The sequence below is a fragment of the Janthinobacterium darwini genome, from assembly GCF_051380905.1.
In the GTDB taxonomy this organism is placed as follows: domain Bacteria; phylum Pseudomonadota; class Gammaproteobacteria; order Burkholderiales; family Burkholderiaceae_D; genus Janthinobacterium.
On the sequence record NZ_JBNYXX010000001.1, the window covers coordinates 282,155 to 307,963 of the forward strand.

At 60.7% G+C, this 25,809-nt stretch carries 21 protein-coding genes; 3 read left to right on the plus strand and 18 right to left on the minus strand.

Translation table 11 applies throughout. The annotated features are described in order from the left end of the window. Positions 1-5 precede the first annotated feature (5 nt). The 14 genes from ACQ4WZ_RS01275 to ACQ4WZ_RS01340 form a co-directional block, all read right to left on the minus strand. Entirely contained in the window at positions 6-1,109 is a 1,104-nt protein-coding gene (locus ACQ4WZ_RS01275; RefSeq protein WP_436572396.1) for a M48 family metalloprotease, read from the minus strand. A gap of 10 nt (positions 1,110-1,119) precedes the next feature. Then, positions 1,120-1,569 (minus strand): dUTP diphosphatase, encoded by a 450-nt coding sequence (dut, locus tag ACQ4WZ_RS01280; protein WP_034785229.1) that lies wholly within the window; start codon positions 1,567-1,569, stop codon positions 1,120-1,122. Between the two features lie 34 nt (positions 1,570-1,603). Continuing rightward, the gene (coaBC, locus tag ACQ4WZ_RS01285) at positions 1,604-2,824 is read right to left on the minus strand and encodes a bifunctional phosphopantothenoylcysteine decarboxylase/phosphopantothenate--cysteine ligase CoaBC (RefSeq protein ID WP_436572397.1); all 1,221 of its coding nucleotides are present in this window, start codon (positions 2,822-2,824) and stop codon (positions 1,604-1,606) included. Between the two features lie 17 nt (positions 2,825-2,841). Next, complete coding sequence (gene lspA / locus ACQ4WZ_RS01290; RefSeq protein ID WP_101482446.1) at positions 2,842-3,351, minus strand: signal peptidase II; 510 nt, start codon at positions 3,349-3,351, stop codon at positions 2,842-2,844. 95 nt (positions 3,352-3,446) lie between these two features. After that, entirely contained in the window at positions 3,447-6,347 is a 2,901-nt protein-coding gene (gene ileS / locus ACQ4WZ_RS01295; protein WP_133989706.1) for an isoleucine--tRNA ligase, read from the minus strand. Between the two features lie 81 nt (positions 6,348-6,428). Further along, complete coding sequence (locus tag ACQ4WZ_RS01300; protein WP_101482444.1) at positions 6,429-7,400, minus strand: bifunctional riboflavin kinase/FAD synthetase; 972 nt, start codon at positions 7,398-7,400, stop codon at positions 6,429-6,431. A 284-nt stretch (positions 7,401-7,684) separates the two neighbouring features. After that, a complete protein-coding gene (locus tag ACQ4WZ_RS01305) occupies positions 7,685-8,896 on the minus strand; it encodes a tetratricopeptide repeat protein (protein WP_133989708.1) in 1,212 nt (403 codons plus the stop codon). Between the two features lie 78 nt (positions 8,897-8,974). Continuing rightward, the gene (locus ACQ4WZ_RS01310) at positions 8,975-9,406 is read right to left on the minus strand and encodes an ExbD/TolR family protein (protein ID WP_170840419.1); all 432 of its coding nucleotides are present in this window, start codon (positions 9,404-9,406) and stop codon (positions 8,975-8,977) included. 105 nt (positions 9,407-9,511) lie between these two features. Further along, complete coding sequence (locus ACQ4WZ_RS01315) at positions 9,512-9,940, minus strand: ExbD/TolR family protein (protein ID WP_101482442.1); 429 nt, start codon at positions 9,938-9,940, stop codon at positions 9,512-9,514. A 5-nt stretch (positions 9,941-9,945) separates the two neighbouring features. After that, positions 9,946-10,875, minus strand: coding sequence for a MotA/TolQ/ExbB proton channel family protein (locus ACQ4WZ_RS01320; protein WP_166674703.1), 930 nt, complete (start codon positions 10,873-10,875; stop codon positions 9,946-9,948). An 86-nt stretch (positions 10,876-10,961) separates the two neighbouring features. Then, entirely contained in the window at positions 10,962-11,618 is a 657-nt protein-coding gene (locus tag ACQ4WZ_RS01325) for an energy transducer TonB (protein ID WP_436572398.1), read from the minus strand. Between the two features lie 538 nt (positions 11,619-12,156). After that, positions 12,157-13,758 carry a SpoVR family protein gene (locus tag ACQ4WZ_RS01330; RefSeq protein WP_101484692.1) on the minus strand — a complete coding sequence of 534 codons (1,602 nt, stop codon included), beginning with the start codon at positions 13,756-13,758 and terminating at the stop codon, positions 12,157-12,159. Beyond that, complete coding sequence (locus ACQ4WZ_RS01335) at positions 13,758-15,023, minus strand: YeaH/YhbH family protein (RefSeq protein ID WP_133989710.1); 1,266 nt, start codon at positions 15,021-15,023, stop codon at positions 13,758-13,760. Before ACQ4WZ_RS01335 ends, ACQ4WZ_RS01330 begins: the two co-directional genes overlap by 1 nt. Before the next feature lie 72 nt (positions 15,024-15,095). Then, entirely contained in the window at positions 15,096-17,018 is a 1,923-nt protein-coding gene (locus ACQ4WZ_RS01340; protein ID WP_101482438.1) for a PrkA family serine protein kinase, read from the minus strand. A gap of 572 nt (positions 17,019-17,590) precedes the next feature. Here ACQ4WZ_RS01340 and ACQ4WZ_RS01345 point away from each other — a divergent pair. Continuing rightward, entirely contained in the window at positions 17,591-18,622 is a 1,032-nt protein-coding gene (locus ACQ4WZ_RS01345; protein ID WP_133989717.1) for an adenosine deaminase, read from the plus strand. A 36-nt stretch (positions 18,623-18,658) separates the two neighbouring features. After that, the gene (locus ACQ4WZ_RS01350) at positions 18,659-21,190 is read left to right on the plus strand and encodes an ABC transporter permease (RefSeq protein ID WP_436572399.1); all 2,532 of its coding nucleotides are present in this window, start codon (positions 18,659-18,661) and stop codon (positions 21,188-21,190) included. On the opposite strand, the gene ACQ4WZ_RS01355 is transcribed toward ACQ4WZ_RS01350, so the two are convergent. Together ACQ4WZ_RS01355 and ACQ4WZ_RS01360 are read right to left on the minus strand one after the other, a co-directional pair. Further along, complete coding sequence (locus tag ACQ4WZ_RS01355) at positions 21,187-22,194, minus strand: response regulator (protein WP_436572400.1); 1,008 nt, start codon at positions 22,192-22,194, stop codon at positions 21,187-21,189. The genes ACQ4WZ_RS01350 and ACQ4WZ_RS01355 overlap by 4 nt on opposite strands. Continuing rightward, complete coding sequence (locus ACQ4WZ_RS01360; RefSeq protein WP_436572401.1) at positions 22,161-23,495, minus strand: sensor histidine kinase; 1,335 nt, start codon at positions 23,493-23,495, stop codon at positions 22,161-22,163. Before ACQ4WZ_RS01360 ends, ACQ4WZ_RS01355 begins: the two co-directional genes overlap by 34 nt. Before the next feature lie 152 nt (positions 23,496-23,647). Here ACQ4WZ_RS01360 and cqsA point away from each other — a divergent pair, with 152 nt between their 5' ends. Further along, the gene (cqsA, locus tag ACQ4WZ_RS01365) at positions 23,648-24,895 is read left to right on the plus strand and encodes an alpha-hydroxyketone-type quorum-sensing autoinducer synthase (protein WP_436572402.1); all 1,248 of its coding nucleotides are present in this window, start codon (positions 23,648-23,650) and stop codon (positions 24,893-24,895) included. Between the two features lie 37 nt (positions 24,896-24,932). On the opposite strand, the gene ACQ4WZ_RS01370 is transcribed toward cqsA, so the two are convergent. Then, complete coding sequence (locus ACQ4WZ_RS01370) at positions 24,933-25,382, minus strand: MarR family winged helix-turn-helix transcriptional regulator (protein ID WP_436572403.1); 450 nt, start codon at positions 25,380-25,382, stop codon at positions 24,933-24,935. A 57-nt stretch (positions 25,383-25,439) separates the two neighbouring features. Next, positions 25,440-25,787 (minus strand): GIY-YIG nuclease family protein, encoded by a 348-nt coding sequence (locus ACQ4WZ_RS01375; protein ID WP_436572404.1) that lies wholly within the window; start codon positions 25,785-25,787, stop codon positions 25,440-25,442. Positions 25,788-25,809: the final 22 nt, after the last annotated feature.

Below are 25,809 nucleotides of genomic sequence, written 5' to 3' on the forward strand. Positions count from 1 at the left end.
CGTGCTTAAGGTTTGAGCGGCTTCTTTGCCGCCTGCTTGGCGCGCACGTCGGTGACGGCGCGGTTGATGGCAGCCATGCGCGAGTTGGTGCCCGGATGCAGGGCCGTGTAGCCGTTGGCGACCGAGGCAGGCACTTGCGTGGCCATGCGCTGCCAGAAGCGGGCGGCGTTGTCGACGTTGTAGCCGGCGCGCGCCAGCAGGTAGATGGCCAGGGTGTCGGCTTGCACGTCGAGTTCCTGCGGCATGGCCTTGATACCGGCGGCGCCCGTCAGCATCGATACGTCGGGCTGCACGGCGCCCAGGCTGTCGATGATGCTGCCTGCCGTGCCTGCCGTGCGCTGGCTGCGCGGGTGGTCGAGGATGTTGTGCGCCATTTCGCGGGCGATGACGAAGGCGATGCCTTCGTCATTTTGCGCCGCATTGACCATGCCACGCGTGAGCATGATGCGCGCACCGTCCGAATACGCGTTGATATTGTCCGCATTGCCCAGGGCGACGCGGAAGGCGCAGGCGCGCGTGACGGGAATTTTCAGATCCTGCTGCTGGCCGTCGCGGGCGATGGTCATGTTCAGGCTGGCGCTCTTGGAGGCCAGCGGGCCGACGATGGCGCCGAACGGGCCTTCCGCTTTCGGGCCGGCGGGCAGCGGCTTGCCTTCGGCGGCGAGCAAGCCGTCGCCCTTGCGCAAGCCGGCGCGCGCGGCGCCGCTGCCTGGCAGCACGCCCGAAACCTGCATCTGTTCGCCGTAGCCGAGGGCTGCCTGTGCCGCGTCGGCATAGATGCCCGGGTAGGAATACTTATTCTGCGCCGTGAAGCCCAGCAGGTTGCGCGCATACGTCTTGCACAGGTCCGCATTGTTGATCAGCAGGGGCGCCGAGACTTTCGACAGGCGGTCCTGCAGCGCCACCATCTTCACCAGTTCTTCCTGCGCCGCCCTTTGCTGCGCCGTCAGGGCCGGCGCATCGGGTGCCGGCACGACGTTGAACGGGCCGTTGCCATTCGTCGTCGGCGTGGTGCAGGCAGAAAGAAGCGCAACGCAAGCGACCAGCAATGGCGAGGCCAGATGGCGCAGCGAAGTCGTGACTGGGATCAGATGGCGAAAACCTGGCATAAGACAATCCTTAATGTTTGCCGGTGCTGCCGAAACCGCCAACACCGCGTTCGCTGTCGCCGAATTCCTCGACGACGTTAAAGCCCACTTGCAGCACTGGCACGATAATCAGCTGTGCCAGGCGTTCCATGGGATTGAGCGTGAAAGCGCTCTGGCCCCGGTTCCAGGTCGATACCATCAACTGGCCCTGATAATCGGAGTCGATCAAGCCTACCAGATTCCCCAATACAATGCCGTTTTTGTGGCCCATGCCGCTGCGCGGCAAAATCATGGCCGCATACGACGGGTCGCCGATGTGGATGGCCAGGCCGGTGGGAATGAGCACCGTCTGTCCCGCTTCGATGGTGATGGCCTCGTCTATGCAGGCGCGCAGGTCCAGGCCCGCGCTGCCGGGCGTGGCGTAGGCTGGAAGCAGTTCTTTCATGCGGGCGTCGAGGATCTTGATGTCGATATTTTTCATTAATCTAACTAACTAAGCTAAGTCGTATAAAGGGTTACTTGAGGAGCGAATTTTTTGCCAGGCGTTTCGAGATTTCCGAAATCAGCTGGCGCGCCAGGTTCAGTTTCGAGGCGCGCGGCAGCACGGTATGGCCATCTTCATCGAACAGGATAATGGTGTTGTCGTCCTGGCCGAAGGTATTCTGGCCGATATTGCCGACCAGCAAGGGGATGCCCTTTTTTTCGCGCTTGGTCGAGCCGAATTCCACCAGGTTTTCCGATTCGGCCGCAAAGCCCACACAGTAGGGATAGCCGGCCAGGTTGGTGCGTGCCGCTACAGTGGCCAAGATATCGGGATTTTGCGCAAACTTCAGTTCGGGAACGGAGCCGTCAGCCTGCTTTTTCATCTTCTGTTCGCTGGCGTTGGCCACGCGCCAGTCGGCCACGGCGGCGACGGCGACGAAGACATGCTGGCCGTCGACGTGGGCCAGCACCGCATCATGCATCTGCTGCGCGCTTTGCACATCGATGCGGCGCACGCCGAAAGGCGCGTCCAGGGCTGTGGGGCCGGAAATGAGCAGCACTTCGGCGCCCGCTTCGCGCGCCGCGCGCGCTACCGCATAGCCCATCTTGCCCGAGGACAGATTGGTGATGCCGCGCACAGGGTCGATGGCTTCAAAGGTGGGACCGGCCGTGACCAGCACGCGCTTGCCCGCCAGCACTTTCGGCTGGAAGGCGGCGATCAGCTCCGTCAAGAGCTGTTCCGGTTCCAGCATGCGGCCCAGGCCCGTTTCGCCGCACGCCTGTTCGCCAGCGGCCGGGCCGAGCAGCTTGATGCCGTCGTCGCGCAGCTGCTGCACATTGCGCTGCGTGGCGGGGTTCTGCCACATCTCCACGTTCATCGCCGGCGCCACCAGCAAAGGCAGGTGGGAGGGACGTGCCAGGCACAGGGTCGACAGCAGGTCGTCGCACACGCCATGCGCCAGCTTGCGCAGAAAATCGGCCGAACACGGCGCGATCAGGATGGCATCCGCATGGCGCGTCAAATCGATATGCGCCATGTTGTTGTCGATGCGCGCATCCCACTGGCTCGTGTGCACGGGGTGGCCCGACAGGGCCTGCATCGTCACGGCCGTGATGAAATGGCTGGCCGCATCCGTCATCACCACCTGCACCGAGGCGCCTGCCTTGGTCAGGGCGCGGCACAGTTCCGCCGCCTTGTAGCAGGCGACGCCGCCCGAAAGTCCCAGGACGATTTTTTTGCCGGACAATTCCATGCCGTTCTCCTGCTTGTTTATTTGTTTACCCGGCGCAGTTCATCGATGATGAACAGGGCCGCGCCGATGCAGATGGCGCTGTCGGCGATATTGAAGGCGGGGAAGTGGCCCCAGCTTTTCCAGTGGAAGTCGAGGAAGTCGACCACATGGCCGTAGATCAGGCGGTCGATGGCGTTGCCCAGTGCGCCGCCAAGGATCAGCGCCAGGGCCCAGCAAAACATGCGCTGGCCGGCGTGCTTTTTCAGCAAATAAATGATGTAGATGGCCGCCGCGAGGGCGATGCCGGTGAAGAAATAGCGCTGCCAGCCACCCTGGTCGGACAGGAAGCTGAACGCGGCGCCCTTGTTATACGCGAGCACCAGGTTGAAATACGAGGTGATGACCATCTCTTGCGCATAGCGGAAAGTCTTCAGGATCGTGATCTTGGTGATCTGGTCGAACAGGATGACGATGGCGGCAATGCCCAGCCAGGGCACCAGCGACGAAGAGGATGACGATTTCGATGAAAAACGGTTTTTAGTGGCCATATTTTTCCAGGGAAGATAAAGCCGCCGATACTCTTGCGGGCAGCGGCGGTGGGAAGCGGTGCGGGAGCGGGTAAGAATTCCCGCCCCGCACCGTTTTAAGCGAAGCGGCGAACTTCGCCCTTGCCAAACAGGTTGCTGACGCAGCGGCCGCACAGGGTGGCATGCGCGGCGTCCGTGCCCACGTCTGCGCGGTAATGCCAGCAGCGCTCGCACTTCTGCGCCGTCGACGCTGTCACGACCACCTCTTCGGCCGCTTCGTCGGCCACTTCGGCTACCGTTGCCTGCGAGGTGATGAAGACGAATTTCAAGTCGTCGCCCAGGGTGGTCAACAGCTTGTACTTCATCGGCGCGGCCTTGATTGTCAGTTCCGCCTGCAGCGAGGAGCCGATGGCGCCCGAGGTGCGCAAGTCCTCCAGCTGTTTTGTGACGTCCGTGCGGACTGCGCGCAGGGCCGTGTATTTCTCCAGCAGGTCGGCGGCATCCGACACTTCCGGCAGTTGCCACCAGGTTTGCGTGAAGATGGTTTCATCGCTGGCAGCATACGCTTCGCTGCCGGCGAAGACGGCCCACGCTTCTTCGGCCGTGAACGACAGGGCCGGGGCCATCAGGCGCAGCAGGCTTTGCGTGATGTGCCACAGAGCCGTCTGCGCGGAGCGGCGCGCGTGCGACGTCAGGCCGGAGGTGTACAAACGGTCCTTCAGGATGTCCAGGTAGAAGCCGCCCAGGTCTTCCGAGCAGTACGTTTGCAGCTTCGACACCACCGGGTGGAACTCGTAGCGCGCGTAGTTGTTCTCAATCTGCGTTTGCAGCGAGGCCATGTTGGCCAGCGCATAGCGGTCGATCTCGAACATCTCCGCCGTCGGCACGGCGTCCGTGGCCGGATTGAAATCCGAGGTGTTCGCCAGCAGGAAACGCAGCGTGTTGCGGATGCGGCGGTACGATTCGGTCACGCGCTTGAGGATCTCGTCGGAGATCGACAGTTCGCCCGTGTAGTCGGTCGAGGCGATCCACAGGCGCAGGATGTCCGCGCCCAGGGTGTCCGAGATTTTTTGCGGCGCCAGCGTGTTGCCCAGCGACTTGGACATCTTCTTGCCTTCGCCATCGACCGTGAAGCCGTGCGTCAGCAGGGCCTTGTATGGCGGACGGCCATTCAGCATCGACGACACCAGCAGGGACGAGTGGAACCAGCCGCGATGCTGGTCCGAGCCTTCCAGGTACAGGTCGGCCGGGAATTGCAGCTGCGTCGAGTGCGAACCGTGGCCTTGCGGGCCGCCCAGCACCGTCTGGTGCGTTGCGCCGGAATCGAACCACACGTCCAGCGTGTCCTTGTTCTTGGCGTAGATGGCCGCTTCGTCACCGATCAGGTCTTGCAAGTCCAGCGCCTGCCATGCCTCGATGCCGTTCTTTTCGATCAGCTTGGCCACCTGCTCCAGCAATTCCGGCGTGCGCGGATGCAGGTCGCCCGTTTCCTTGTGCACGATGAAGGCCATCGGCACGCCCCACTGGCGCTGGCGCGAGAGGGTCCAGTCAGGGCGGTTGGCGATCATGCCGTGCAGGCGCGCCTGGCCCCAGTCCGGGAAGAACTCGGTGTCGGCGATGCCTTTCAAGGCCGTCTCGCGCAGGGTCGCTCCGCCGTCCTTCGGCGTCACGTCCATGCCGGCGAACCACTGCGACGTGGCGCGGTAGATGATCGGCGTCTTATGACGCCAGCAATGCATGTAGCTGTGGTCGAACATCTTCACTTCGAACAGCGCGCCTGCATCGCGCAAGGCGTTGCAGATCGGTTTCGACGCTTCCCAGATGGTCATGCCGCCGAACAGGGGCAGGGTCGATGCGAACTTGCCGTCGCCCATGACGGGCTTGATGATGTCGTCGTCCTTCATGCCGTGCGCCTTGCACGAGATAAAGTCGTCCAGGCCATAGGCTGGCGCCGAGTGCACCACGCCGGTGCCGCTTTCCGTGGTCACGTATTCTGCCAGGTACAACGGCGACAAACGGTCATAGAAGGCATCGCTGGCATGCAGCGGGTGGCGGAAGCTGATGCCGGCCAGGGCCGCGCCGTCGCAGGTGGCGATCGTCGTGCCATCGAGCTTGAAGCGCGCCAGGCTGGCCACGACCAGGTCTTGCGCCAGGATCAGCAGCAGCGGCTGGCCATCGCGCTCGGTCTTCACCAGCGCATATTTCACTTCCGGGTGCACGTTGAGCGCCTGGTTCGACGGGATGGTCCACGGCGTGGTGGTCCAGATGACGATGAAACCGTTATCCGTCGGCAGGGAAGGCAGGCCGAAGGCGGCCGCCAGTTTTTCCGGCTCGGCGAACTTGAACCCGACGTCGATGGCGGGATCGCGTTTTTCCGCGTATTCCACTTCCGCCTCGGCCAGCGCCGACTGGCAGTCGAAGCACCAGTTGACGGGTTTCAGGCCGCGGTAGACATAGCCTTTTTCCAGCAGCTTGCCCAGTGCGCGCAATTCGTCGGCTTCATTGCCGTGCGCCATGGTCAGATACGGGTTGTCCCACTCGCCCAGCACGCCCAGGCGGATGAAATCCTTCTTCTGGCGTTCGACCTGCACATTCGCATAGGCGCGGGCCTTTTCCAATACTTCGGCCGTCGGCAGGTTCTTGCCGTGCAGTTTTTCGATCTGGATCTCGATGGGCATGCCGTGGCAATCCCAGCCAGGTACATACGGCGCATCGAAGCCGGCGAGCGAGCGCGACTTGACGACCATGTCCTTCAGGATCTTGTTGACGGCGTGGCCCAGGTGGATGTCGCCATTCGCGTACGGCGGACCGTCATGCAGGATGAATTTCGGACGGCCGGCAGCAGCCTTGCGCACACGCTCGTAAATCTTCTTGTCTTGCCATTGCTGTACCCATTGCGGCTCGCGCTTGGCCATGTCGCCGCGCATCGGGAACGGGGTTTCCGTCATGTTGACCGGGTATTTGCTTTCAGGCTTCTTGTTTTGCTTGGGCGTGGCTGGCTTGTTTTGATCGGACATAATCTTCTTTAATGGTGTGGAGTATATTTTTGCAGCGGGTTTGCGGCGACAGGCGCCGCCAGGCGGCGGAGTTGGCCGGCGTCAAATTCGGTCGGTGGCGGTAATGGCGCCGCTGCGCTTCTCAAAATAGGCGCGCGCCTGGTTCGAGTCTCGCTCGATGGCGGCCGTCAGGGTGGGCAAGTCGTCATACTTTTCTTCGTCGCGCAGCTTTTCCAAAAACTCCACGCGTACCAGCTTGCCGTAGCAGGATAGATTGAAATTAAACAGATGCACTTCCAGCAAGACTCGGCCGCTGTCGTCGACGGTAGGGCGCACGCCCAGGCTGGCCACGGCCGGCAGCGGCAGCGGCCCCAGGCCGTGCACTTGCACGATGAAGATGCCGGACAGGGCGGGACGGTGCGCCACGCGCAGGTTCAAGGTGGGGAAGCCCAGGGTACGGCCCAGCTTCTGGCCGTGGATGACGTGGCCGGAAATGGCGTACGGATGGCCCAGCAACTGCGTGGCAAGGGGGAAATCACCGGCGGCCAGGGCCAGGCGCACGGCGGACGACGAGATGCGCGTGCTGCCATTCATCACCGTCGGCAAAGTTTCCACATGGAAACCGTATTCGCGACCCGCTTCCTGCAGCATGGCGACGTCGCCGGCGCGCCGGGCGCCATAGCAGAAATCGTCGCCAACCATCAGCCATTTCACATGCAAGCCGCTGACGAGGACTTTTTCCGTGAATTCCTGCGGCGTCAAGGCGGCGAATTGCGCGCTGAAGTGCTCGACGACGACTCTGTCTATGCCGGCGTCGTCCAGCGATTGCAGCTTGTCGCGCAGGTTGGCGATGCGCTGCGGCGCCTTCGACAGGTCGCCCGCGCGCTGCGCGAAGAATTCACGCGGGTGCGGTTCGAACGTCATCACGGCCGCTTCAATGCCGAGTTCGGTCGCCGCGCCGCGCACGCGCGCCAGCAAGGCTTGATGGCCGATGTGGACACCGTCAAAATTGCCGATGGTCAGAGCGCAAGGCGCTCGTGCCTGGGCATTGGGAAGTCCGCGGAATACCTTCATAGGAATCTGATGAAAAACTGTGCCAAAAGGGGGATTATACGGACTGTTTCGGGGATGCACACCCGGCAGGGTGGGCACAGGGGTAATTTCCCTGCTGAAATGATAAAAAGCGTTGCCGGCGGGTGTGCTGGCAACGCTTTAGTATTGATTCAATACACTCTCAACGTCGAACCCAAGCGTAGCGAGCGGCAGTGATTTGTGGCCGAGAAGCGCAACCGTACCGTAGTACGGTGAGCATCACAGGCCGCAAAGCGCGACGCGCAGTAGCTTGGGTTCGATGTCAATTACTTGTTCATTAAAGTCCAGTAACGGGCCAGGTCAGCCGCGCCATCCGTGCCCTTGACGGCCTTGAATGCCGTCGTTGCATTGGACTTCTTGCCGGCGTGCATGTAAGCAATGCCCAGATGCAGCTTGCCTTCTTCCGCGTACTTGGCGGTGCCCATTTTCACGGCGTCATTCATCAGCCCCAGACCCTTGTCGGTCTGGCCATCGTAGACCAGGGCAAAGCCCAGCTTGTTCAAGCTGTCAGCGTCCTTGTTCTTGACGTATTCCGCTTCCGACTTGGCGGCGCTGGCCTTCAGGTCAGCCTGGGTTTTCAGGGCCAGGTCTTTCAGGCGCTGGTGACGGGCGGCATCGGTGCCGGTACCCAGCACGCCTTTTTTGTAGCCCTGGTCGATGATGGCCAAAGCTTCGCCAGGATTGCCTGCTTGCAGGGCCAGCTGGCTGATTTCCATGTATTCGGACGGCTTGGTGAACAGGCCGTTGGCCAGGCGCAGGCGCTGGACATCCAGGCCCAGGCGCTGCGAGAAGCCAGGTTTGCCCGAGACGCGGTTCAGCAGGTCAGCCCAGTAACTGGTCTTTGGATAGCTGGCGGCCAGTTTTTCCAGGGTGGCCACATAGCCGCCCTTGTCATTTTGCTTCATCTGGATGTTGGCCAGCATTTGCAGGCTCGCTTCCGAGTTGCCGCCGCGCGCTTGCAGTTCCTTGGCCGCTTCGGCGTAGTTGCCGCTGACGTAGTAGGTCTGGATCAGCAATTCGCGCATCTGCGCATCGTCGCGGTCTTTCAGCGAGCGTTTGATCCAGGTAATGGTATTTGGCCAGTCCTTGGCGCGGTAGTACATGCCTGCCAGCGCTTGCGTGAATTTGGGGGCTTCGGCGGCGCTCAGGCGGCCGGAATTGATGACGGCTTCGAAAGCCTTGATGGCGGTGCCGTTATCGCCGGCGGCAGCTGCGGCCGAGGCGCGCACGCGCTCGATCTGGTAGCTTTCAAAGGCGGTCTTGCCGCCGACGCTGTCAGCTTCGCGCAGCTTGGCCAGTGCTTCCTTGTTTTTGCCGCTGCTAGCGAGTTTTTGCGCTTCTTGCAGTGGCTTGCCCACTTCGGCACGCACGGTGTCCGCGGCGTATGCCAGCGAGCCCAGGCCGATTACGGGAGTTGCTGCGGTAAAACCGATAGCGGCCATGACGAGGCCGAGATGAGCGAGACGAAACTTGGACATGAGAAAGTCTTTCAGTAAAAAGCGAATAGGCAGGAAGTCCTGCCTATTCGGATGTAAAGATAACCTGATTGCTACAGCTTACTGGAATTGCTCGTTGCCGACCAGACCGATTTTGGTCACGCCCAGACGCTGTGCCGACGCCATCACACCGGCGACGACTTTGTATTCCACCAGCTTGTTAGGACGCAGATGCACTTCTGGCTGGTCTGCTTGCGCAGCAACGTTGCTCAGCTTGGCTTCCAGCGTATTACGATCAGGTACTACCTGATTGTCCCACAAGATAGTGCCATCAAAATCGACATCGATCGTGACGACCACTGGTTCGGTTGTCGGTGGCGGCGGGGTGCCGACCGGCATGTTCAGGTTCACCGAGTGGTTTTGCTTAGGAATCGTGATGATCAACATGATAATCAGCACCAGCATCACGTCGATGAGGGGCGTCATGTTCAGTTCCATCATTGGTTCCGGATCCGCGCCTGCTGCGCTTCCCGAACCGACATTCATACTCATAGTGTTTCCTTTAAGAAGTCCAACGAAGCACCGGGCGAAACTGCCGCCCGGTCAGCTTCCGGCAGTGGCATCCCCATGTTGCCGGGACGCCGCTGCCAGCCGCTATCAGCCCTTGTCAGGCGGTTCGGTGATGAAGCCGACCTTCTGGATCCCGGCACGTTGGGTCGTGTAAATAACCCGGCCGATCGATTCGTAGCGTGCTTCTTGGTCGCCACGAACGTGTACTTCCGGCTGCGGTACTTTCACTGCTTCAACTTTAAGATAATCGAACAGTTCGTTCGTGTCTTTCAGTCTGGTCTGGCCCAGGTAAATCTCGCCGTCCTTGTTAACAACGATGTTAACGTTCTCTGGCTTGGTTTGCAGGGCTTGATTGGCCTCAATCGGCAGATCGATTTTCTGCAGCTTGAGGACAACTGGACTTGTAATCAAGAAAATGATCAGCAAAACCAACATGATGTCGACGAGCGGCGTCGTGTTGATTTCTGACATTACTTGATCTTCATCTCCGCTGTCGGAGCCGACGGACATCGACATGATTCTTATCCGATCTTTTTAGCGCCGGCAGCACGGCCAGCTTCGCTGGTCGACATTACGCCGGAAACCAGAACCGAGTGAACGTCGGCGCTGAACGAGCGGATGTCTTCCATTGCGGATTTGTTACGACGAACCAGCCAGTTGTAACCCAGAACAGCAGGAACGGCGACCAGCAGACCGAAAGCGGTCATGATCAGTGCTTCACCAACTGGACCTGCAACTTTATCGATCGATGCGTTACCGGTCATGCCGATAGCGGTCAGCGCGCCGTAAATACCCCAAACGGTACCGAACAGACCGATAAACGGTGCGGTCGAACCAACGGTTGCCAGGAACGACAGGCCATCTTGCAGACGCGATTGAACTTTGTCCGAAGCGCGCTGGATCGACATCGTCACCCAGGTCGACAGATCGATTTGTTCCAGCAGGGCGCCGTCATGGTGTGCGGTTGCCTTGGTGCCCGATTCAGCGATGAAGCGGAATGGCGAGCCATCGCTCAAGGTTGCCGAACCAGCAGCGATCGAAGGAGCTTTCCAGAATTTGGAAGCGGCTTCTTTAGCTTGCTTGAAGATCTTCATTTGATCCAGCAGCTTGGTGATGATGATGTACCAGCTGCCGATCGACATGATGGACAGGATGATCAGGGTAGCGCGTGGCACGAAGCCGCCGTCCCATACTGCGGACAGGCCGAACGGGTTGTGCACTTCTTCGGTTTTGGCTGGAGCGGCTGCGTCAGCGGCTGGAGCTGCTGCGTCTGCTGCTGGAGCTGCTGCATCTGCGGCAACTGGTGCTGGTGCAGCGTCTGCCGCAGGAGCCGAAGCGGCAGCCGATGCTGGCGCGTCAGCGAATGCCGGTGCTGCTACCAGAGCGGTAGTGGCGGTGACGGACAACAGAACCGCGGCAAAAAATGCGGACAAACGGGTATTCTTAAACATGCTTCCTCCAAAATTAAAAATAACAGATCGCTGAACGTAATGACAACGAAATCATAGTGTGAGACAGGGGATAACTGTCTCGGGTTTTAATCCAGCGACCAAACGTATTGCATTTGCTGCCAGCCTTGCTCCGGCTTGCCGTCAACTGTTGCCGGCTTAAATGTACAGCGGCTGATACCTTGCACTGCAGCTTTGTCCAGGTCTCTGAAGCCGCTGGACTTCACGATCTTCGAATCAGCGACCTTGCCGTCTACACCGATCAGGAACGACAGTGTCACCACACCGGTTTCCTCATTGCGCTGCGACGACTTTGGATAAGCCGGTTTTTCGCAGACACTGAAGTCAACCACGGCCGGTGTGCGCACCGATTTGGCTGGTCCAGGAGTTGGCGAAGGCTGTGCAGGCGCTGCTGGCGGTGCCAATACATTCGTGGCTGGCTTCACGGCAGTCGCATTTGCAATCACGTTCTGCTGTGGTGGCGGCTGCTGCACGTTCACCTCGACTGGCGGAATGAATGGCGGCGGTGGCGCCTTCATTTCTGGCGGCGGTGGTGGCGGTGGAAGATCCTTCGGTGGAGGCGGTTTGACTTCCTCGATAATCTTGGTTTCAACCGGTTCCATCATTTTGGTAACTAACCGCTTGCCCAAGCCCGTCGCGATCCCGTAAGCCGCGAGAACGTGCAGCAGGACAACGACAGTTATGCCTGTGTAGTTCTTGGGACTTTTCTCGTTCGAAAAATTCATGCCTGCTTTCTCCAAATACCATCTCTTGTCTTGCAACTGAACCCCAAAATGACGACACAAAGCTCCAGCCGTATCCGGGACGTCGCCGAATTATACATACGAATTCTTTATTTTACACAGATTTTTAACGCCTAAAACCGGTTAAATTTTTGGCGCTTTTGCGCCCTGAAAACGTACTTGCTTATGTCATCTTTGCACGCTTTCGGACATAAAAAAAGGCGGTCTTATCGGTTTTTTACAGCCGTTTTGGGCTACCACTGCTAAGTTCTCCGATGTGCCCATATGGCGGAATTATATTTCGTGATATTCAATATGGAAACCGCTAAATTTGGAGGAAAATCTTTCCTTTTGGAAATGTTTTGCCTCGGAACCAGACCACTTAGCCGTGCGCGCGCACCAATCGGGTGCGAAAGGTGCTTAATCCAGGTCAAAAAAGGCGGTCCTGGAGGCTGTTTCGACGTCGCCAGGCCATACGGAATTCCTATGGTGGCATAGGATGCGCTTATGTTCTTGCTAAAATAATTATCAATAATATCACTTATGGTCGTGCCGGCGCATCGTCGCGCCGATTGCGCTTCTCGCGCCGGCAATTCAGGGTACCCAGGACGACGCCCTGCGGATCGAGTGTGTCGAGGTGCACGTCGAAGCCCCATAGCCGTGCCACATGTTTGAGCACTTCGGCTGCCTGCTGGTTCAGCGGGCGGCGCTGGAATTGCGTGTGACGCAGGGTCAGTGCGCGGTCGTCGCGCGTATTGACGGACCAGACCTGGATATTCGGCTCGCGGTTGCCCAGGTTGTACTGCTCGGCCAACTGTTGGCGCACGTAGCGGTAGCCAGCATCGTCATGGATGGCGGAAATGGCCAGTTTTTCATTCTTGTCGTCGTCGAGCACGGCAAAGAAATGGAATTCGCGGATCAGCTGCGGCGACAAATACTGGGCAATGAAGCTTTCATCCTTGAAATTGCGCATGGCAAAGTCCAGGCTCTTGCGCCAGTCGGTGCCGGCCATGTCGGGGAACCAGGCCCGGTCTTCCTCGGTCGGATGCTCGCAGATGCGGCGGATGTCGCTCATCATGGCAAAACCCAGCGCATACGGATTGATGCCGTTGTAATAGGGGCTGTCGATGGGCGGCTGATAGACCACGTTGGTATGGCTTTTCAGAAATTCCATCATGAAGCCGTCGCCCACCACGCCTTCGTCGTAGAGCTGGTTCAATATGGTGTAGTGCCAGAAGGTGGCCCAACCCTCGTTCATCACCTGGGTTTGTCGCTGCGGATAGAAATATTGGGAAATCTTGCGCACGATGCGCACCATCTCGCGCTGCCATGGTTCCAGCAGCGGCGCGTACTTCTCTATAAAGTACAGCAGGTTTTCCTCGGGTTCGGGCGGAAAGCGGGGACTGGCTTTGCGCTGGTCGTCCTCGTCCTCGTCCTCGTCACGCCGGGGCAGGGTGCGCCACAGCTGGTTGATTTGCGACTGCACATAGGCTTCACGCTCTTTCTGGCGCGCATATTCCTTCGCCATCGACAGTTTCGCCGGGCGCTTGTAGCGGTCCACGCCATAATTCTGGATGGCGTGGCAAGAGTCGAGCAGCAATTCCACCGCATCGACGCCATGGCGCTGCTCGCATTCGGCGATGTAATTCTTGGCAAACACCATATAGTCAATGATGGCGTCGGCATCCGTCCAGGCGCGGAACAGATAGTTGCCTTTAAAGAAGGAGTTGTGGCCGTAGGCCGCATGCGCGATCACCAGCGATTGCATGGTCAGGCTGTTTTCCTCCATTAAATAGGCGATGCACGGGTTTGAGTTGATGACGATCTCGTAGGCCAGGCCCATCTGCCCGCGCTTGTAGCTTTTCTCGGTCGATAAAAAATGCTTGCCGAACGACCAGTGGTTATAGGAAACGGGCATGCCCACCGAGGTGTAGGCATCCATCATTTGCTCCGCCGTGATGATTTCCAGCTGGTTCGGATAGGTGTCCAGGCCAAACTGCTTCGCCACGCGGCGAATTTCCTCGTGGATTTGCTCGATCAGTTCGAACGTCCATTCCGACTGCTCGGGCAGGGCATTCGGGTGGCGCAGGCGCACGAACGGTTCGCCCGGGGTGTTGCTGGCGCGGTCAAAGGCTGCACTCATCATTTCACCTGTTTCTTGAACAGTTCGCGGAAGACCGGGTAGATATCGGCCGGCGTGACGATCTTTTGCATGGCGAAATGGGCGTGATGGTCGAGCACGCCCGCATATTGCTCCCACAGGTTTTGCTGCGGGCCATCGGTGATTTCGACATAGGTGTAGTACTGCACCTTGGGCATGATGGTATTGATCAGCAACTGCCGGCACAGCACGGAATCGTTGTCCCAGTTATCGCCGTCGGACGCCTGCGCAACATAGCTGTTCCATTGTCCCGCGCCATAGCGCTCGTCGATGATGGTATTGAGCAAGTGCAGGGCGGAAGACACCACGGTGCCGCCGGACTCGCGCGAATTGAAGAATTCATGCTCGTCCACTTCCGCCGCCGCCGTATGGTGGCGGATGAAGACCACCTCGATCTTGTCGTAGGCGCGCTTGAGGAACAGATACAAGAGGATGAAGAAGCGCTTGGCCGTGTCCTTGCGCGACTCGTCCATGGAACCGGAGACGTCCATGATGCAGAACATCACCGCCTGCGTCATCGGCTTGGGCACCTTGATGCGATTGCTGTAGCGCAAGTCGAACGGGTCGATGAAGGGAATGGCCAGCAGGCGCGTGTGGATGTGGTGGATCTGGCGACGCAGTTCCTGCACCAGTATGTCGTCCTCGGGCACGCCTTCCAGCAGCAGGGCCGCCAGGTCTTCCTCGGCCTGCGCCAATTGCTTGCGGGCGCCGCCGCCCACGGCGATGCGACGTCCCAGCGCGCCGCGCAGGGAGCGCAGCACATGGATGTTCGATGGCGTGCCCGACATATTGTAGCCGGCGCGCTGGTTCTTGAATTCCGTGGTGGCCGTCAACTGGGTTTTCACCATGTGCGGCAATTCCAGGTCCTCGAAGAAATAATTCATGAACTCTTCGCGCGACAATTCGAAGATGAAGTCGTCTTCCGTCGTCTCGTCGCTATTGCCCGCCTTGCCCCGTCCGCCGCCACCGCCTTTCGGCCGGGCAATCTGGTCGCCCTTCAGGTATTCCTTGTTGCCGGGATTGACCACTTCCCATACGCCGCCATGCGCGTGGCCGAACGACGGTTCGCCCACATCCTTGACGGGGATGCTGACTTTCTCGCCATTCTCGACGTCCGTGATCGAGCGCCCTTTGATGGCGCGCCCCACGGCATCCTTGATCTGGCCCTTGTAGCGCCGCAGGAAACGCTCGCGGTTGACGGCGGATTTATTCTTGCTTTGCAAGCGCCTGTCGATGAGGTATGTCAAAGGGTGCCTCCTTGCCTCTCGTCTTGCGCGCCCCGCCAGTCACCGGGCGGGAGCGCGCCTTTGCTGTCCGCGCTATGACGACTTGCGTACGCGCAAGTACCATTCGCATAACAGGCGTACCTGCTTGGCCGTATAGCCTTTTTCCACCATGCGGGCCACGAAGTCGGCGTGCTTGTTGGCGTCGTCGGCACTGGCCTTGGCATTGAAGGAAATCACGGGCAGCAATTCCTCCGTATTCGAGAACATTTTCTTTTCGATCACGGTGCGGAACTTTTCATAACTGGTCCAGGCGGGATTCTTGCCGCCGTTCGACGCCCGCGCGCGCAGCCCGAAGTTCACAATTTCATTGCGGAAATCCTTCGGATTGGAAATGCCCGCCGGCTTCTCGATCTTCTCGAGTTCATTGTTCAGCGATTCGCGGTCGAAGCTTTCGCCCGTGTCAGGATCGCGGTATTCCTGGTCCTGTATCCAGAAATCGGCAAACGTCACATAGCGGTCGAAAATGTTCTGACCGTATTCCGAATAGCTTTCCAGGTAAGCTGTCTGGATCTCCTTGCCGATGAATTCCACATAACGCTGCGCCAGGTGCTCTTTAATATAGGAGAAGTAGCGCTGTTCGAGTTCCGGCGCGAACTGTTCGCGCTCGACCTGCTGCTCCAGTACATAGAGTAGGTGCACGGGATTGGCGGCCACTTCGGAATTGTCAAAGTTGAACACTTTGGACAGGATCTTGAAGGCAAAGCGCGTCGACAGCCCGTTCATGCCCTCGTCCACGCCCGCGTAATCCACGTATTCATGCATGGACTTGGCTTTCGGGTCTGTATCCTTGAGGTTTTCGCCATCGTAGACGAGCATCTTCGAGAAAATGCTGGAGTTTTCCGGGTCTTTCAGGCGCGACAGGATGGCGAACTGCGCCATCATGCGCAGGGTGCCGGGCGCACACGGGGCCTTGACCAGCGAGGAATTGGCCACCAGCTTGTCGTAGATCTTGATTTCATCGGTCACACGCAGGCAGTACGGCACCTTGACGATATAGATACGGTCAAGGAAGGCCTCGTTGTTGCGGTTGTTTTTAAAGGTCTTCCATTCCGACTCATTCGAGTGGGCCAGGATGATGCCGTCGAACGGAATCGCGCCGAAACCTTCCGTACCCTTGTAATTGCCTTCCTGCGTGGCCGTCAGCAAGGGGTGCAAGACCTTGATGGGGGCCTTGAACATTTCCACGAATTCCATCAGGCCCTGGTTGGCCAGGCACAGGCCGCCCGAATAGCTGTAGGCGTCCGGATCGTCTTGTGCGTAGTCTTCCAGCTTGCGGATGTCGACCTTGCCCACGAGCGAGGAAATATCCTGGTTGTTCTCGTCGCCCGGCTCCGTTTTCGAGATGGCGATCTGCTTCAGCACGGACGGATAGCGCTTGACGACGCGGAACTGGTTGATGTCGCCATTGTATTCATGCAGGCGCTTGACGGCCCACGGACTGGGGATGTTGCGCAGGTAGCGGCGCGGTATGCCGTAATCCTCTTCCAGGATGGTGCCGTCCTCTTCCTCGTTGAACAGGCCCAGCGGCGATTCGTTGACGGGCGAGCCTTTCAGGCAATAGAAAGGCACGTGTTCCATCAGCGACTTGAGTTTTTCCGCGATGGACGACTTGCCGCCGCCGACAGGCCCCAGCAGATACAGGATCTGCTTGCGCTCTTCCAATCCTTGCGCTGCGTGGCGGAAATACGAGACGACTTGCTCGATCACTTCCTCGGTGCCGTAGAACTCGCGGAAGGCGGGATAGATCTTGATGACCTTGTTGGCGAAGATGCGCGACAAGCGCGTGTCGTTGCGCGTGTCGACCAGTTGCGGCTCGCCGATGGCGGCCAGCATGCGTTCGGGTGCGCTGGCATACGTCAGCTTGTCCTTCTTGCACAGGGCCAGGTATTCGGTGAGCGACATTTCCTCTTCACGGGTGCGCTCGTAGCGTGCTGCATAGTTATCAAAAATGGTCATGTCAATGTCCTTTAATGTAAACCTGAACTGCCAGTCACCATGGCCGCCCGCCTGGCACTCGCCTGGGCTTGCCGTCTGAACTTTTCCTGTACCCCGTACCGATTTTTATTGTTGTTTCAAGCCCGGCTGTCTTTGCGAGTCCGGATTGCCCGGACCAAAAAACTGGCGCTTGATGCCGTACGCTGACGTGACCAGCCGGCTTTTTTTTCACTGTTGATAGCGCTTGTTGCACCTACCTTTACCCCATGAAATTAATTATTGCTCTAAAGGATCAGGAAGTCAAAAGATATGTCAGCATATCCTTAATACTTGTTTGTAAGTTTTTGATTTAATTAAATAAATCAACAAATTTTTGATCCATTTCAATGCGCCTTTTTGTACCTTTTAAATCATCATACGACAATTCGCCAGCGCGTGCCGGTGCGGGCCATGGCGCCGCACCCGCCAGCGCCGTGGCGGCCGGGCGCCGGTGAGGCCGGCCATCTTGCGCTAAGATGCCTGCATGTCTGATGGCCCTGCGCACCGCGCGTGTGCGTGCCAGCACTTTTATCGTCACCCTATAAGGAACACCCATGATGAACCCCCAATTGCGCGCGATCGTCCGCGGCATGCCGAAGGCCGAGCTGCATATCCATATCGAAGGTTCGCTGGAACCCGAACTGATTTTCGCACTGGCCGAGCGCAATGGCGTACCGCTGGGCTATGAATCGGTGGAACACTTGCGCAGCGCCTATGCCTTTACGGATTTGCAGTCTTTTCTCGACATCTATTATGCTGGCGCAAGCGTGCTCTTGAAAGAGCAGGATTTCTATGACATGACGCAAGCCTACCTGCGCCGCGCCGAAGCCGATAACGTCTTGCACACGGAAATCTTCTTCGACCCGCAAACGCATACGGCGCGCGGCGTGGCGATGGCTGATGTTATTAATGGCATACACCGCGCCTGCCAGGACAGCCCTGTCAGCGCGACCCTGATCCTGTGTTTCCTGCGCCACCTGAGCGAGGAAGAAGCATTTGACACCCTGACAGACGCCTTGCCGCACCGCGACAAATTCATCGGCATCGGCCTCGATTCCTCGGAAGTGGGCAATCCGCCCGAGAAATTCTCGCGCGTGTTTGCCCGTTGCCGCGAGCTGGGCCTGCACCTGGTGGCCCATGCGGGCGAAGAAGGCCCGCCAGCCTACATCCGCACGGCGCTCGATGATTTGCAGGTTGAACGCATCGACCATGGCGTGCGCTGCCTGGAAGACGCGGAACTGACGGCCCGCCTGGCGCGCGAACAGATTGCGCTCACGGTCTGCCCGCTGTCGAACACCAAGCTGCGCGTGTTTGACCAGATGCATGACCATAACCTGGTGCAATTGCTCGACGCGGGCCTGCTGGTGACGGTCAACTCGGACGATCCCGCCTATTTCGGCGGCTACATGAACGACAACTTCGACGCCATTTTCGATGCCTTGCCGCTGGGCCTGTCCCATGCGCAGCGCCTGGCGCGCAACGGTTTCATCGCCGCCTTCCTGCCGCAGGCGCAAAAAGATGCCTTCCTCGCTACCGTCGATGCGTATTTCGCGCAGCACGCGGCCGCCCATGGCATCGCGCAATAACGCATCACAATCAATTCGCATAAAGACCCGCCGCCCATGCTCCGCCTCTCCCTGAAAATGACCGGCCGCGACTGGCGCGCCGGGCAATTGCGTTTCCTGCTCGTCGCCCTGATCGTGGCCGTGGCGGCCCTGTCGGCCGTGGGCTTCTTTGTCGACCGCCTGCGCGCGGGCCTGAACCGCGACGCGCACCAGCTGCTGGGGGCCGACCTGGTCATCAGCGCCGACCAGCCCGTCAATGCCGTTTGGCGCGCCGAAGCCGTCAAGCGCGGTTTTACCCTGGCCGATACGGTGACCTTCCCCAGCATGGCGCAGGCGGGCGAGGGCGAGCAATCGCTGTCGCAGCTGGCGTCCATCAAGGCAGTCTCGCCCGGCTACCCGCAGCGGGGCAAGCTGAAAATCACGACCAAACTGAGCGAGGCGCAGGATGCCGTGGGCCAGCCAACCAGCCAGGTGCCGGCACCGGGCACCCTGTGGGTCGATGCGGCGATCCTGGCCAGCCTGAATGCCAGGCTGGGCGACACCCTGACACTGGGCGACAAGGCATTTACGGTGACGCAACTGATCGCCAGCGAACCGGACCGCGGTGCCTCCTTCCTCAATTTCGCCCCCCGGGTGATGCTGCCCTTGAGCGACCTGGCTGCCACGGCGCTGGTGCAGAACGGCTCGCGCGTATCGTACCGCTTGCTGCTGTCGGCGCCACCCGCCAAGGCGGCCGAGCTTGCGCAATATCAAGCCTGGCTGGAAAGCCAGATCAAGACGCAGGCCATCAAGGGCGTGCGCATCGAATCGCTGGAATCGGGCAGCCCGCAGATGCAATCGACCCTGGACCGGGCCGACCGTTTCCTGTCGCTGGTCGGCTTGCTGTCGGCCATGCTGGCCGCCGTCGCCGTGGCGATGGCGGCACGCCGCTTCATGCTGCGTCACCTGGATGCCTGCGCCATGCTGCGCTGCCTGGGGCTGACGCAAAACCAGGTCACGGCCATGTACGTGATCGAATTCCTGCTCGTCGGCCTGGCCGGCAGCCTGATAGGCGTTGCCGTCGGTTTCGCTGGCCATCTGGTGCTGCTGGAACTGCTGGGCAAGCTGGTGCAGAGCGACTTGCCGCCCGTGTCCATGCTGCCCGCATTGCAGGGTGTGGCCACCGGCATGCTGTTGCTGCTGGGCTTTGCCCTGCCGCCGATTTTGCAACTGCGCAATGTTCCCCATAACCGCGTCATTCGCCGTGAGCAGGAACCGCCGCAGGCGCTGGCCCTGGCGACCTATGGCCTGGGCATCGTCGCCTTCGTCGTGCTGCTCTTGTGGCAGGCGGGCGACGTGAAACTGGCGCTGCTGACGGCGGCCGGCTTCCTCGGCGGCTTCGCCCTGTTCGGCCTGGCCGGCTGGCTGGGCATCAAGTCGCTGAAAAGCCTGCGTGGCGCCTTCAAGCACCAAGGCTGGCGCTTTGCCGTCACGTCCTTGCAGCGCCGTCCGGGCGCCACCGTCATCCAGGTGGTGTCCCTGGCACTGGGCCTGATGGCCTTGCTGCTGCTGACGGTGGTGCGCGGCGACTTGATGGTGGCCTGGCGCAACGCTACGCCGCCGGACGCGCCGAACCGCTTCATGATCAATATCCTGCCGGAACAGAAAGACCCGATCGCCGCGCGCCTGGCGCAGGCCGGCGTGGCCAACGCACCTTTGTATCCGATGATACGGGGGCGCCTGGTGGCCGTGAATGGCAAGGCCATCACGGAAACCACCTACGAGGATGACCGCGCCAAGGGCTTGGCTGACCGCGAATTCAACCTGTCGACGATGCTCACCATGCAGGCAGAAAACAAGCTGGTGGCGGGCAAGTGGTTCGGCAATGCGCCCGGTGCGCCGGCCGAAGCGTCGGTGGAAGAGGGCATCGCCAAGACACTGAAGCTGAAACTGGGCGACAAGCTGCGCTTCGACATCGCCGGCCAGCCCGTGGAAGCGGCGATCACCAGCCTGCGCAAGCTGGAATGGGGCTCGATGCGCGTCAATTTCTTTGTCATTATCAACCCGGCCGCCATGGCGGACGCGCCGCAGACGTGGATCACGGCATTTCACTTGCCGCCCGCGCAGGCCGACCTGGGCAATGCCTTGCTGCGCGACTACCCGAACCTGACGGTGGTCGACGTGGGCGGCGTGCTGAAACAGATACAGGGCGTGCTGGACCAGGTGGTCACGGCTGTCGAATTTCTCTTCGCGTTCACTTTGGCATCGGGCTTGCTGGTGTTGTATGCGGCCTTGATGGGTTCGCAGGACGAGCGCACGCGCGAAGCGGGCCTGCTGCGCGCGCTGGGCGCCACGCGGCGCCAGCTGGCGCAGGCGCAGCTGATCGAATTTTCCCTCGTGGGCGCGCTGGCCGGCTTGCTGGCGGCCACGGGCGCGGCCGCCATGGGCTGGGCCCTGGCCACGTACCAGTTCAAGTTCGCCTGGAGCTTCGCGCCGGGCGTGTGGGCCTTTGGTTTACTGGCCGGCGCCCTGTGCGCCATCGCCGGCGGCTGGCTGGGCTTGCGCAATGTCTTGAAACATCCGCCGCTGCAAACGCTGCGCGAAAGCTAAGCGCCCACGCTCTCGCCCGCCTGGGCGCGTAAAAATTGCGCGTAGGACATGACCGGCTGCCCCAGCTGGTGCGGCGGCACGTCGAACAAGGCCCAGAAATACGTCACCTGGCCCAGGCAGATGGTGGGCGCGGCGCAGTAGCGGAACCAGTTTTCGCCGATGTGCGCCGCATACATGCCGTCGCTGTCGGCGTCGGAAAAGTACGGGATCACGCGCAGTTCCAGCAGGGCCAGCAGCAAGGACGCCGGTGCGTCGCTGTCGCGCGCCATTTCGTACTGCGTGTGCAGGCTGCGTTCCGTTTCGATGATCATCAGCTTGGCGTGGCCGTCGCGCGTGAAGAACAGGATGCCGCTGGGATTGGGAAAGATGTAAAACTCGACGTAGCCTTGGCGCTGGCACAGCTCGTACACGACGGTGGCCAAGGCTTCGTCTTGCAGGAAACGATAGTCGTGCAGCAATAGCAAGTCGCGCACGGTGTCCGATTGCTGCAGGAAGAATTCGCGTTGCAGGGCATGGACTTCCTGTTCCAGGATATCGAGCGCATCGTCGTCGCTCTTCTTGATGTAGCGGTCGATCAAGCCCCGGTTGAAGGCCGTCACGGCCACTTTTTCATCGGCTGCGCCCGTAAATAAAATCTTCTTGCAGGGCAAGTCACGCACGGCCTGGCAGAATTCCAGGCCATTCATCTGCGGCATCGAGTAATCGACCACCAGCACGGAAGGCACGGCAAAGCGCTGCGCCTGGCCGCTGATGCGCCAGATGCGTTCGAGATCGAGCGCCACGTTGCACTGGTCGGACGGCAGGTTTTGCGTGTCGAAATTGACGTGCAGCGGCGTCTCGCCCGGCTGCGTGCTGTGGCGCAGCCAGTGCAGCGCGCTGCTGGTGTCGTGGAAAGTCTTGCGCGCCAAGCCGGGATCGAGCTGGAACGCCAGGCTTTTCAGGAAGGAATCGCTGTCGTCGATCAATACGGTCAGGGTTGGATGGGTATAGACGGGCAGTTGCATGCATCACCTTGCGGGAGAAGAGGGGTGGAAGCGGGCAGGCAGGGCTGGGGAAACTCCAGGATGAAAATCGCATACGCATGTTCGCGCGACACGCAGCGTATGTGCGCCTGCCAGGCGGTGACGATCTGCCGGCACAGTGCCAGGCCGATGCCGCTGCCGTTATGCACGGGATAGGAATAGAAACGCTCGAAGATCAGCGGCAGGCGATTCTTCGCGATACCGCAGCCCGTGTCGATGAACAGCAGCCTGGGCGTGGGGCGGGCGCCGTCGACGATGATGCGCACGCGGCCCTTGCCGGCCCGCTGGATGGCTTTCAGCGCATTTCTCAGCAGGTTCAGCAGGATCACCACGCACAGTTCGTCCTGGCCAGCAAACTGGAAGTCGGCGCGCACATCCACCGTGACGCTGACCCGCTGCAGCTTGCCGGTAAACGGGTAACGCTTGAGCACGGCGTTCACCATCGCCAGCATCGAGAGCGACTGGCTGGGCTGCAGGTTGCGGTTCACGGCACTGGCGCTCATCAGGAACAAATCGATCATGTGCTGCATGTGGCGCACTTCGAACTGGATGCGCGACAGGGCATCCTGCAGCGGCGGTATGGTGTCCGCCTGGCCGGCCAGCTGCGGCAGCAGCCGGCGCATGCCCCGCACATTCGCTTCCACGCTGGTCAGCGGCGTGCGCAGTTCGTGCGCCACGGAACCGAGCCCGGCCGCCATGCCCGCCAGCCGTTCCCGTTCCAGCACTTTGCTGCCCACTTTCACCACGGATAGCGCGGCGATGGTGAACCAGTGCACGGGCAATTGCTGCAGCACTTCACGCTGCAGCACGTAAGCGCCTTCCCCTTGCAGGATGACGGCCAGGCAGGCGGCGCCCGTGCCGATCAGGTAAGCGCGGCAAGCCAGTCCCGTTTCGAAATGAAACAGCACTACCAGGCCGATCAGCAGCGATTGGCTCCAGATGGACGAGGCATGATTCATCAGAAACATGAAGGTAAAGAAGAAGGGCAGGATGTAGCTGAGCGCGAACAGCAGGTAGCGCGACAGCCAGCGGGCCGAGAAGCGGCGCGCAAACAGGCCCGCCACGCAGATGCCCACGCCCGTCAGGCGCAGGATCAGGTTTTCATAAGACTGCGGAAAAAAAAATTGCCATAGCAGGTAGTACAGCGGCATCGCCACCGTGCCCACGGCGGCCAGCATGGCGACTCTGCCCGCCAGGTTTTCATGGGGCACGCGCTCATGCAGCAGCGAATGGAGCAGGCGCCTGCGCCAGTGTGTCCATCGTCCTTGCCATTGCTGCGTCATGACTCTGCCCTGATCCTCTTCAGAACACGATCATCGCGTAAATTTTCCTGGTTGAACGGTTATCTCGCCGGACATTGATATACGTCAATGGATGGGTTAGCGACACGGTCAAGGTTTTAATTTGCAACAAACCTTTCCCCAGGAGAAAACTCATGACCATCGCTACCAGCTTGCACACCCCATCCTTCGGCCGCGCCGAACACCGCCTGCCAGACTACATCGCGCGGCGCATGGATGCGCATCACATCACGCGCATCGAAAAACTGCTGGGCGGCCAGCATCCCCATGCCTGGCAACCGACACCTGCCCATGCCATTTTTCTGGCGGGTAATGACTATCTTTCCATCGCCGCCGAACCCGCGCTGGTGGCGGCCCAGGTGGCTTCCCTGCAGGCGACCGCGGGCGGCATGCTGATGTCGGCCGTGTACTTGCAGGAAGGCAGCGAACAGCATCGGCTGGAAAGCCGCTTGGCCCGCTTCATGGGCTGCGAAGATGGCATCCTGGCGCAGTCCGGCATGGCCGCCAACGTGGGTTTGATCCAGTGCATCGCCGGCCCCGGCATCCCCGTCTACCTGGACATGCAGGCCCACGCCTCGCTGTGGGAAGGCGTGCTGTCGGCGCAAGCGCAGGCCGTCGCCTTCCTGCACAACGACATGGCGCACCTGCGGCGGCAAGTGGAAAAGCAGGGCCGCGGCGTGATTGTCGTCGACGCCCTCTACAGTACCAACGGCAGCCTGGCGCCGCTGCTGGAACTGCTCGATATCGCCGAGCGCAGCGACTGCGTGGTGGTGGTCGACGAGTCCCACTCGCTGGGCACGCATGGCCCGCAGGGCGCCGGCCTGGTGGAAGCCTGGGGACTGGGCCACCGCGTGCATTTCCGCACGGCGTCGCTGGCTAAGGCGTTTGCGGGCCGGGCTGGTTTCATCAGCTGTTCCAGCCGCTTCAAGGGGTATTACTTGTCCGAATCACGTCCCGCCATCTTCAGCTCCTGCCTGCTGGCCCACGAGCTGGCCTGGCTGGACGCGGCGCTCGACTTCATCATGGCCGCCGACGCGCGCCGCGCCATTTTGCGGCGCCACACGGTGCAGGTGCGCGAGGGATTGAGCGCGCTCGGCTATAACGTCAGCGATGGCACGGAACAGATCGTGGCGCTGGAAGCGGGCGGCGAACCTGCCACCCTGGCGCTGCGCCAGGCGCTGGAACGGCACGGCATTTATGGCGCCATGTTTTGTGCCCCGGCGACAGCGAAGAACCGCGCCCTCGTGCGTCTGACCCTCAACGCGGGACTCGACGAGACGGGCATCGCCCGGCTGCTGGCCGCTTGCGCGGCGGTTCGCGCGGAAGCAGGTGTGGAACACTGGCCGTCAACGCGGCGCCTGCGCAAGCTGGCGCTGGTGTAGGGCTGGTACGCGGGCCGGCGCCAGCCGTCGGGCAGCGTCAGCCGGCCAGCCTGCCCAGGACGGCGGACAGCGCTCCCAGCTGCTCTGCCGGTGCGTCCTGCAGCAATTCGCGGCCCACCGCATGCGCGGTGGCGCTGGCATGGTCCAGCAATTGCTGGCCGGCGGCAGTCAGCACGGCATAGCCGACGCGCGCGTCGCGCTGGTCCGCCTGGCGCGCCACCAGGCCGATTTTTTCCAGCGGCATCAGGGAGCGCGTGACGCCCGAGGCTGTCAGCGCCAGGCGTTCGGCCAGGTCGATGCGGCGCAGGCGCGCACCGGGTGCGCGCTGCAGCTGATACAGCAATTGATAATCGCTGAAGCTCAGGCCATGCAAATTGCCCAGGGCGCTGTCGAAGCGGCGCACGATGAGTGCCTGGGCGCGCGCCAGGCGCAGGCAAAAGTCCAGCGCGCCATCGCTGTCCGGCGACGGGGGAGTGTGATCGTTCATGGCTGCCATTGTATTCGCTGCGAAGTGCTTGAGTGCGCAAGTGTAAAGCAATCGTGCTCAATACAGTGGCTGCCCCTGTTCCTGCCACAGTACACGGTGCAGTGCCAGCAGGGCTTCCAGTTCGGCGTCCGCATCGAAGGCGGGGTCGTCGGACGGCCTGACGGTGTCGATGATTTCGCAGGAAAAGGCCGCCGCGCCGTCGCGCCGCCAATCCGCCTGCAGCGCGGCATTGCGGTGCTTGCCCAGGTTCAGCTCGAAACGGTGCCGGTTCAGCGAGCCGGGCGCGTTACGGCTGTATTCGAGCAAGGTCCGTCCGCTGGGCAGGTGCCGCAGGGCGATGATGCCCAGCGGCGGCGGCTGTTGCCGGTAGTGGGCTTTCAATGTTGCCTGTCGTGTCTTGTTCATATTGTATTTCTCCTGTCGTTTG

Excerpts from the sequence above, each read along its gene's own strand:
- ACQ4WZ_RS01330 (WP_101484692.1), bottom strand. The coding sequence starts at position 13,758 with ATGAGTGCAGCCTTTGACCGCGCCAGCAACACCCCGGGCGAACCGTTC.
- ACQ4WZ_RS01345 (WP_133989717.1), top strand. The coding sequence starts at position 17,591 with ATGATGAACCCCCAATTGCGCGCGATCGTCCGCGGCATGCCGAAGGCC.
- coaBC (WP_436572397.1), bottom strand. The coding sequence starts at position 2,824 with ATGGAATTGTCCGGCAAAAAAATCGTCCTGGGACTTTCGGGCGGCGTC.
- ACQ4WZ_RS01350 (WP_436572399.1), top strand. The coding sequence starts at position 18,659 with ATGCTCCGCCTCTCCCTGAAAATGACCGGCCGCGACTGGCGCGCCGGG.
- ACQ4WZ_RS01275 (WP_436572396.1), bottom strand. The coding sequence starts at position 1,109 with ATGCCAGGTTTTCGCCATCTGATCCCAGTCACGACTTCGCTGCGCCAT.
- ACQ4WZ_RS01305 (WP_133989708.1), bottom strand. The coding sequence starts at position 8,896 with ATGTCCAAGTTTCGTCTCGCTCATCTCGGCCTCGTCATGGCCGCTATC.
- ACQ4WZ_RS01325 (WP_436572398.1), bottom strand. The coding sequence starts at position 11,618 with ATGAATTTTTCGAACGAGAAAAGTCCCAAGAACTACACAGGCATAACT.
- ACQ4WZ_RS01370 (WP_436572403.1), bottom strand. The coding sequence starts at position 25,382 with ATGAACGATCACACTCCCCCGTCGCCGGACAGCGATGGCGCGCTGGAC.
- ACQ4WZ_RS01300 (WP_101482444.1), bottom strand. The coding sequence starts at position 7,400 with ATGAAGGTATTCCGCGGACTTCCCAATGCCCAGGCACGAGCGCCTTGC.
- ACQ4WZ_RS01375 (WP_436572404.1), bottom strand. The coding sequence starts at position 25,787 with ATGAACAAGACACGACAGGCAACATTGAAAGCCCACTACCGGCAACAG.
- ACQ4WZ_RS01320 (WP_166674703.1), bottom strand. The coding sequence starts at position 10,875 with ATGTTTAAGAATACCCGTTTGTCCGCATTTTTTGCCGCGGTTCTGTTG.
- ACQ4WZ_RS01315 (WP_101482442.1), bottom strand. The coding sequence starts at position 9,940 with ATGTCGATGTCCGTCGGCTCCGACAGCGGAGATGAAGATCAAGTAATG.
- ACQ4WZ_RS01310 (WP_170840419.1), bottom strand. The coding sequence starts at position 9,406 with ATGAGTATGAATGTCGGTTCGGGAAGCGCAGCAGGCGCGGATCCGGAA.
- ileS (WP_133989706.1), bottom strand. The coding sequence starts at position 6,347 with ATGTCCGATCAAAACAAGCCAGCCACGCCCAAGCAAAACAAGAAGCCT.
- dut (WP_034785229.1), bottom strand. The coding sequence starts at position 1,569 with ATGAAAAATATCGACATCAAGATCCTCGACGCCCGCATGAAAGAACTG.
- ACQ4WZ_RS01360 (WP_436572401.1), bottom strand. The coding sequence starts at position 23,495 with ATGACGCAGCAATGGCAAGGACGATGGACACACTGGCGCAGGCGCCTG.
- ACQ4WZ_RS01355 (WP_436572400.1), bottom strand. The coding sequence starts at position 22,194 with ATGCAACTGCCCGTCTATACCCATCCAACCCTGACCGTATTGATCGAC.
- lspA (WP_101482446.1), bottom strand. The coding sequence starts at position 3,351 with ATGGCCACTAAAAACCGTTTTTCATCGAAATCGTCATCCTCTTCGTCG.
- cqsA (WP_436572402.1), top strand. The coding sequence starts at position 23,648 with ATGACCATCGCTACCAGCTTGCACACCCCATCCTTCGGCCGCGCCGAA.
- ACQ4WZ_RS01340 (WP_101482438.1), bottom strand. The coding sequence starts at position 17,018 with ATGACCATTTTTGATAACTATGCAGCACGCTACGAGCGCACCCGTGAA.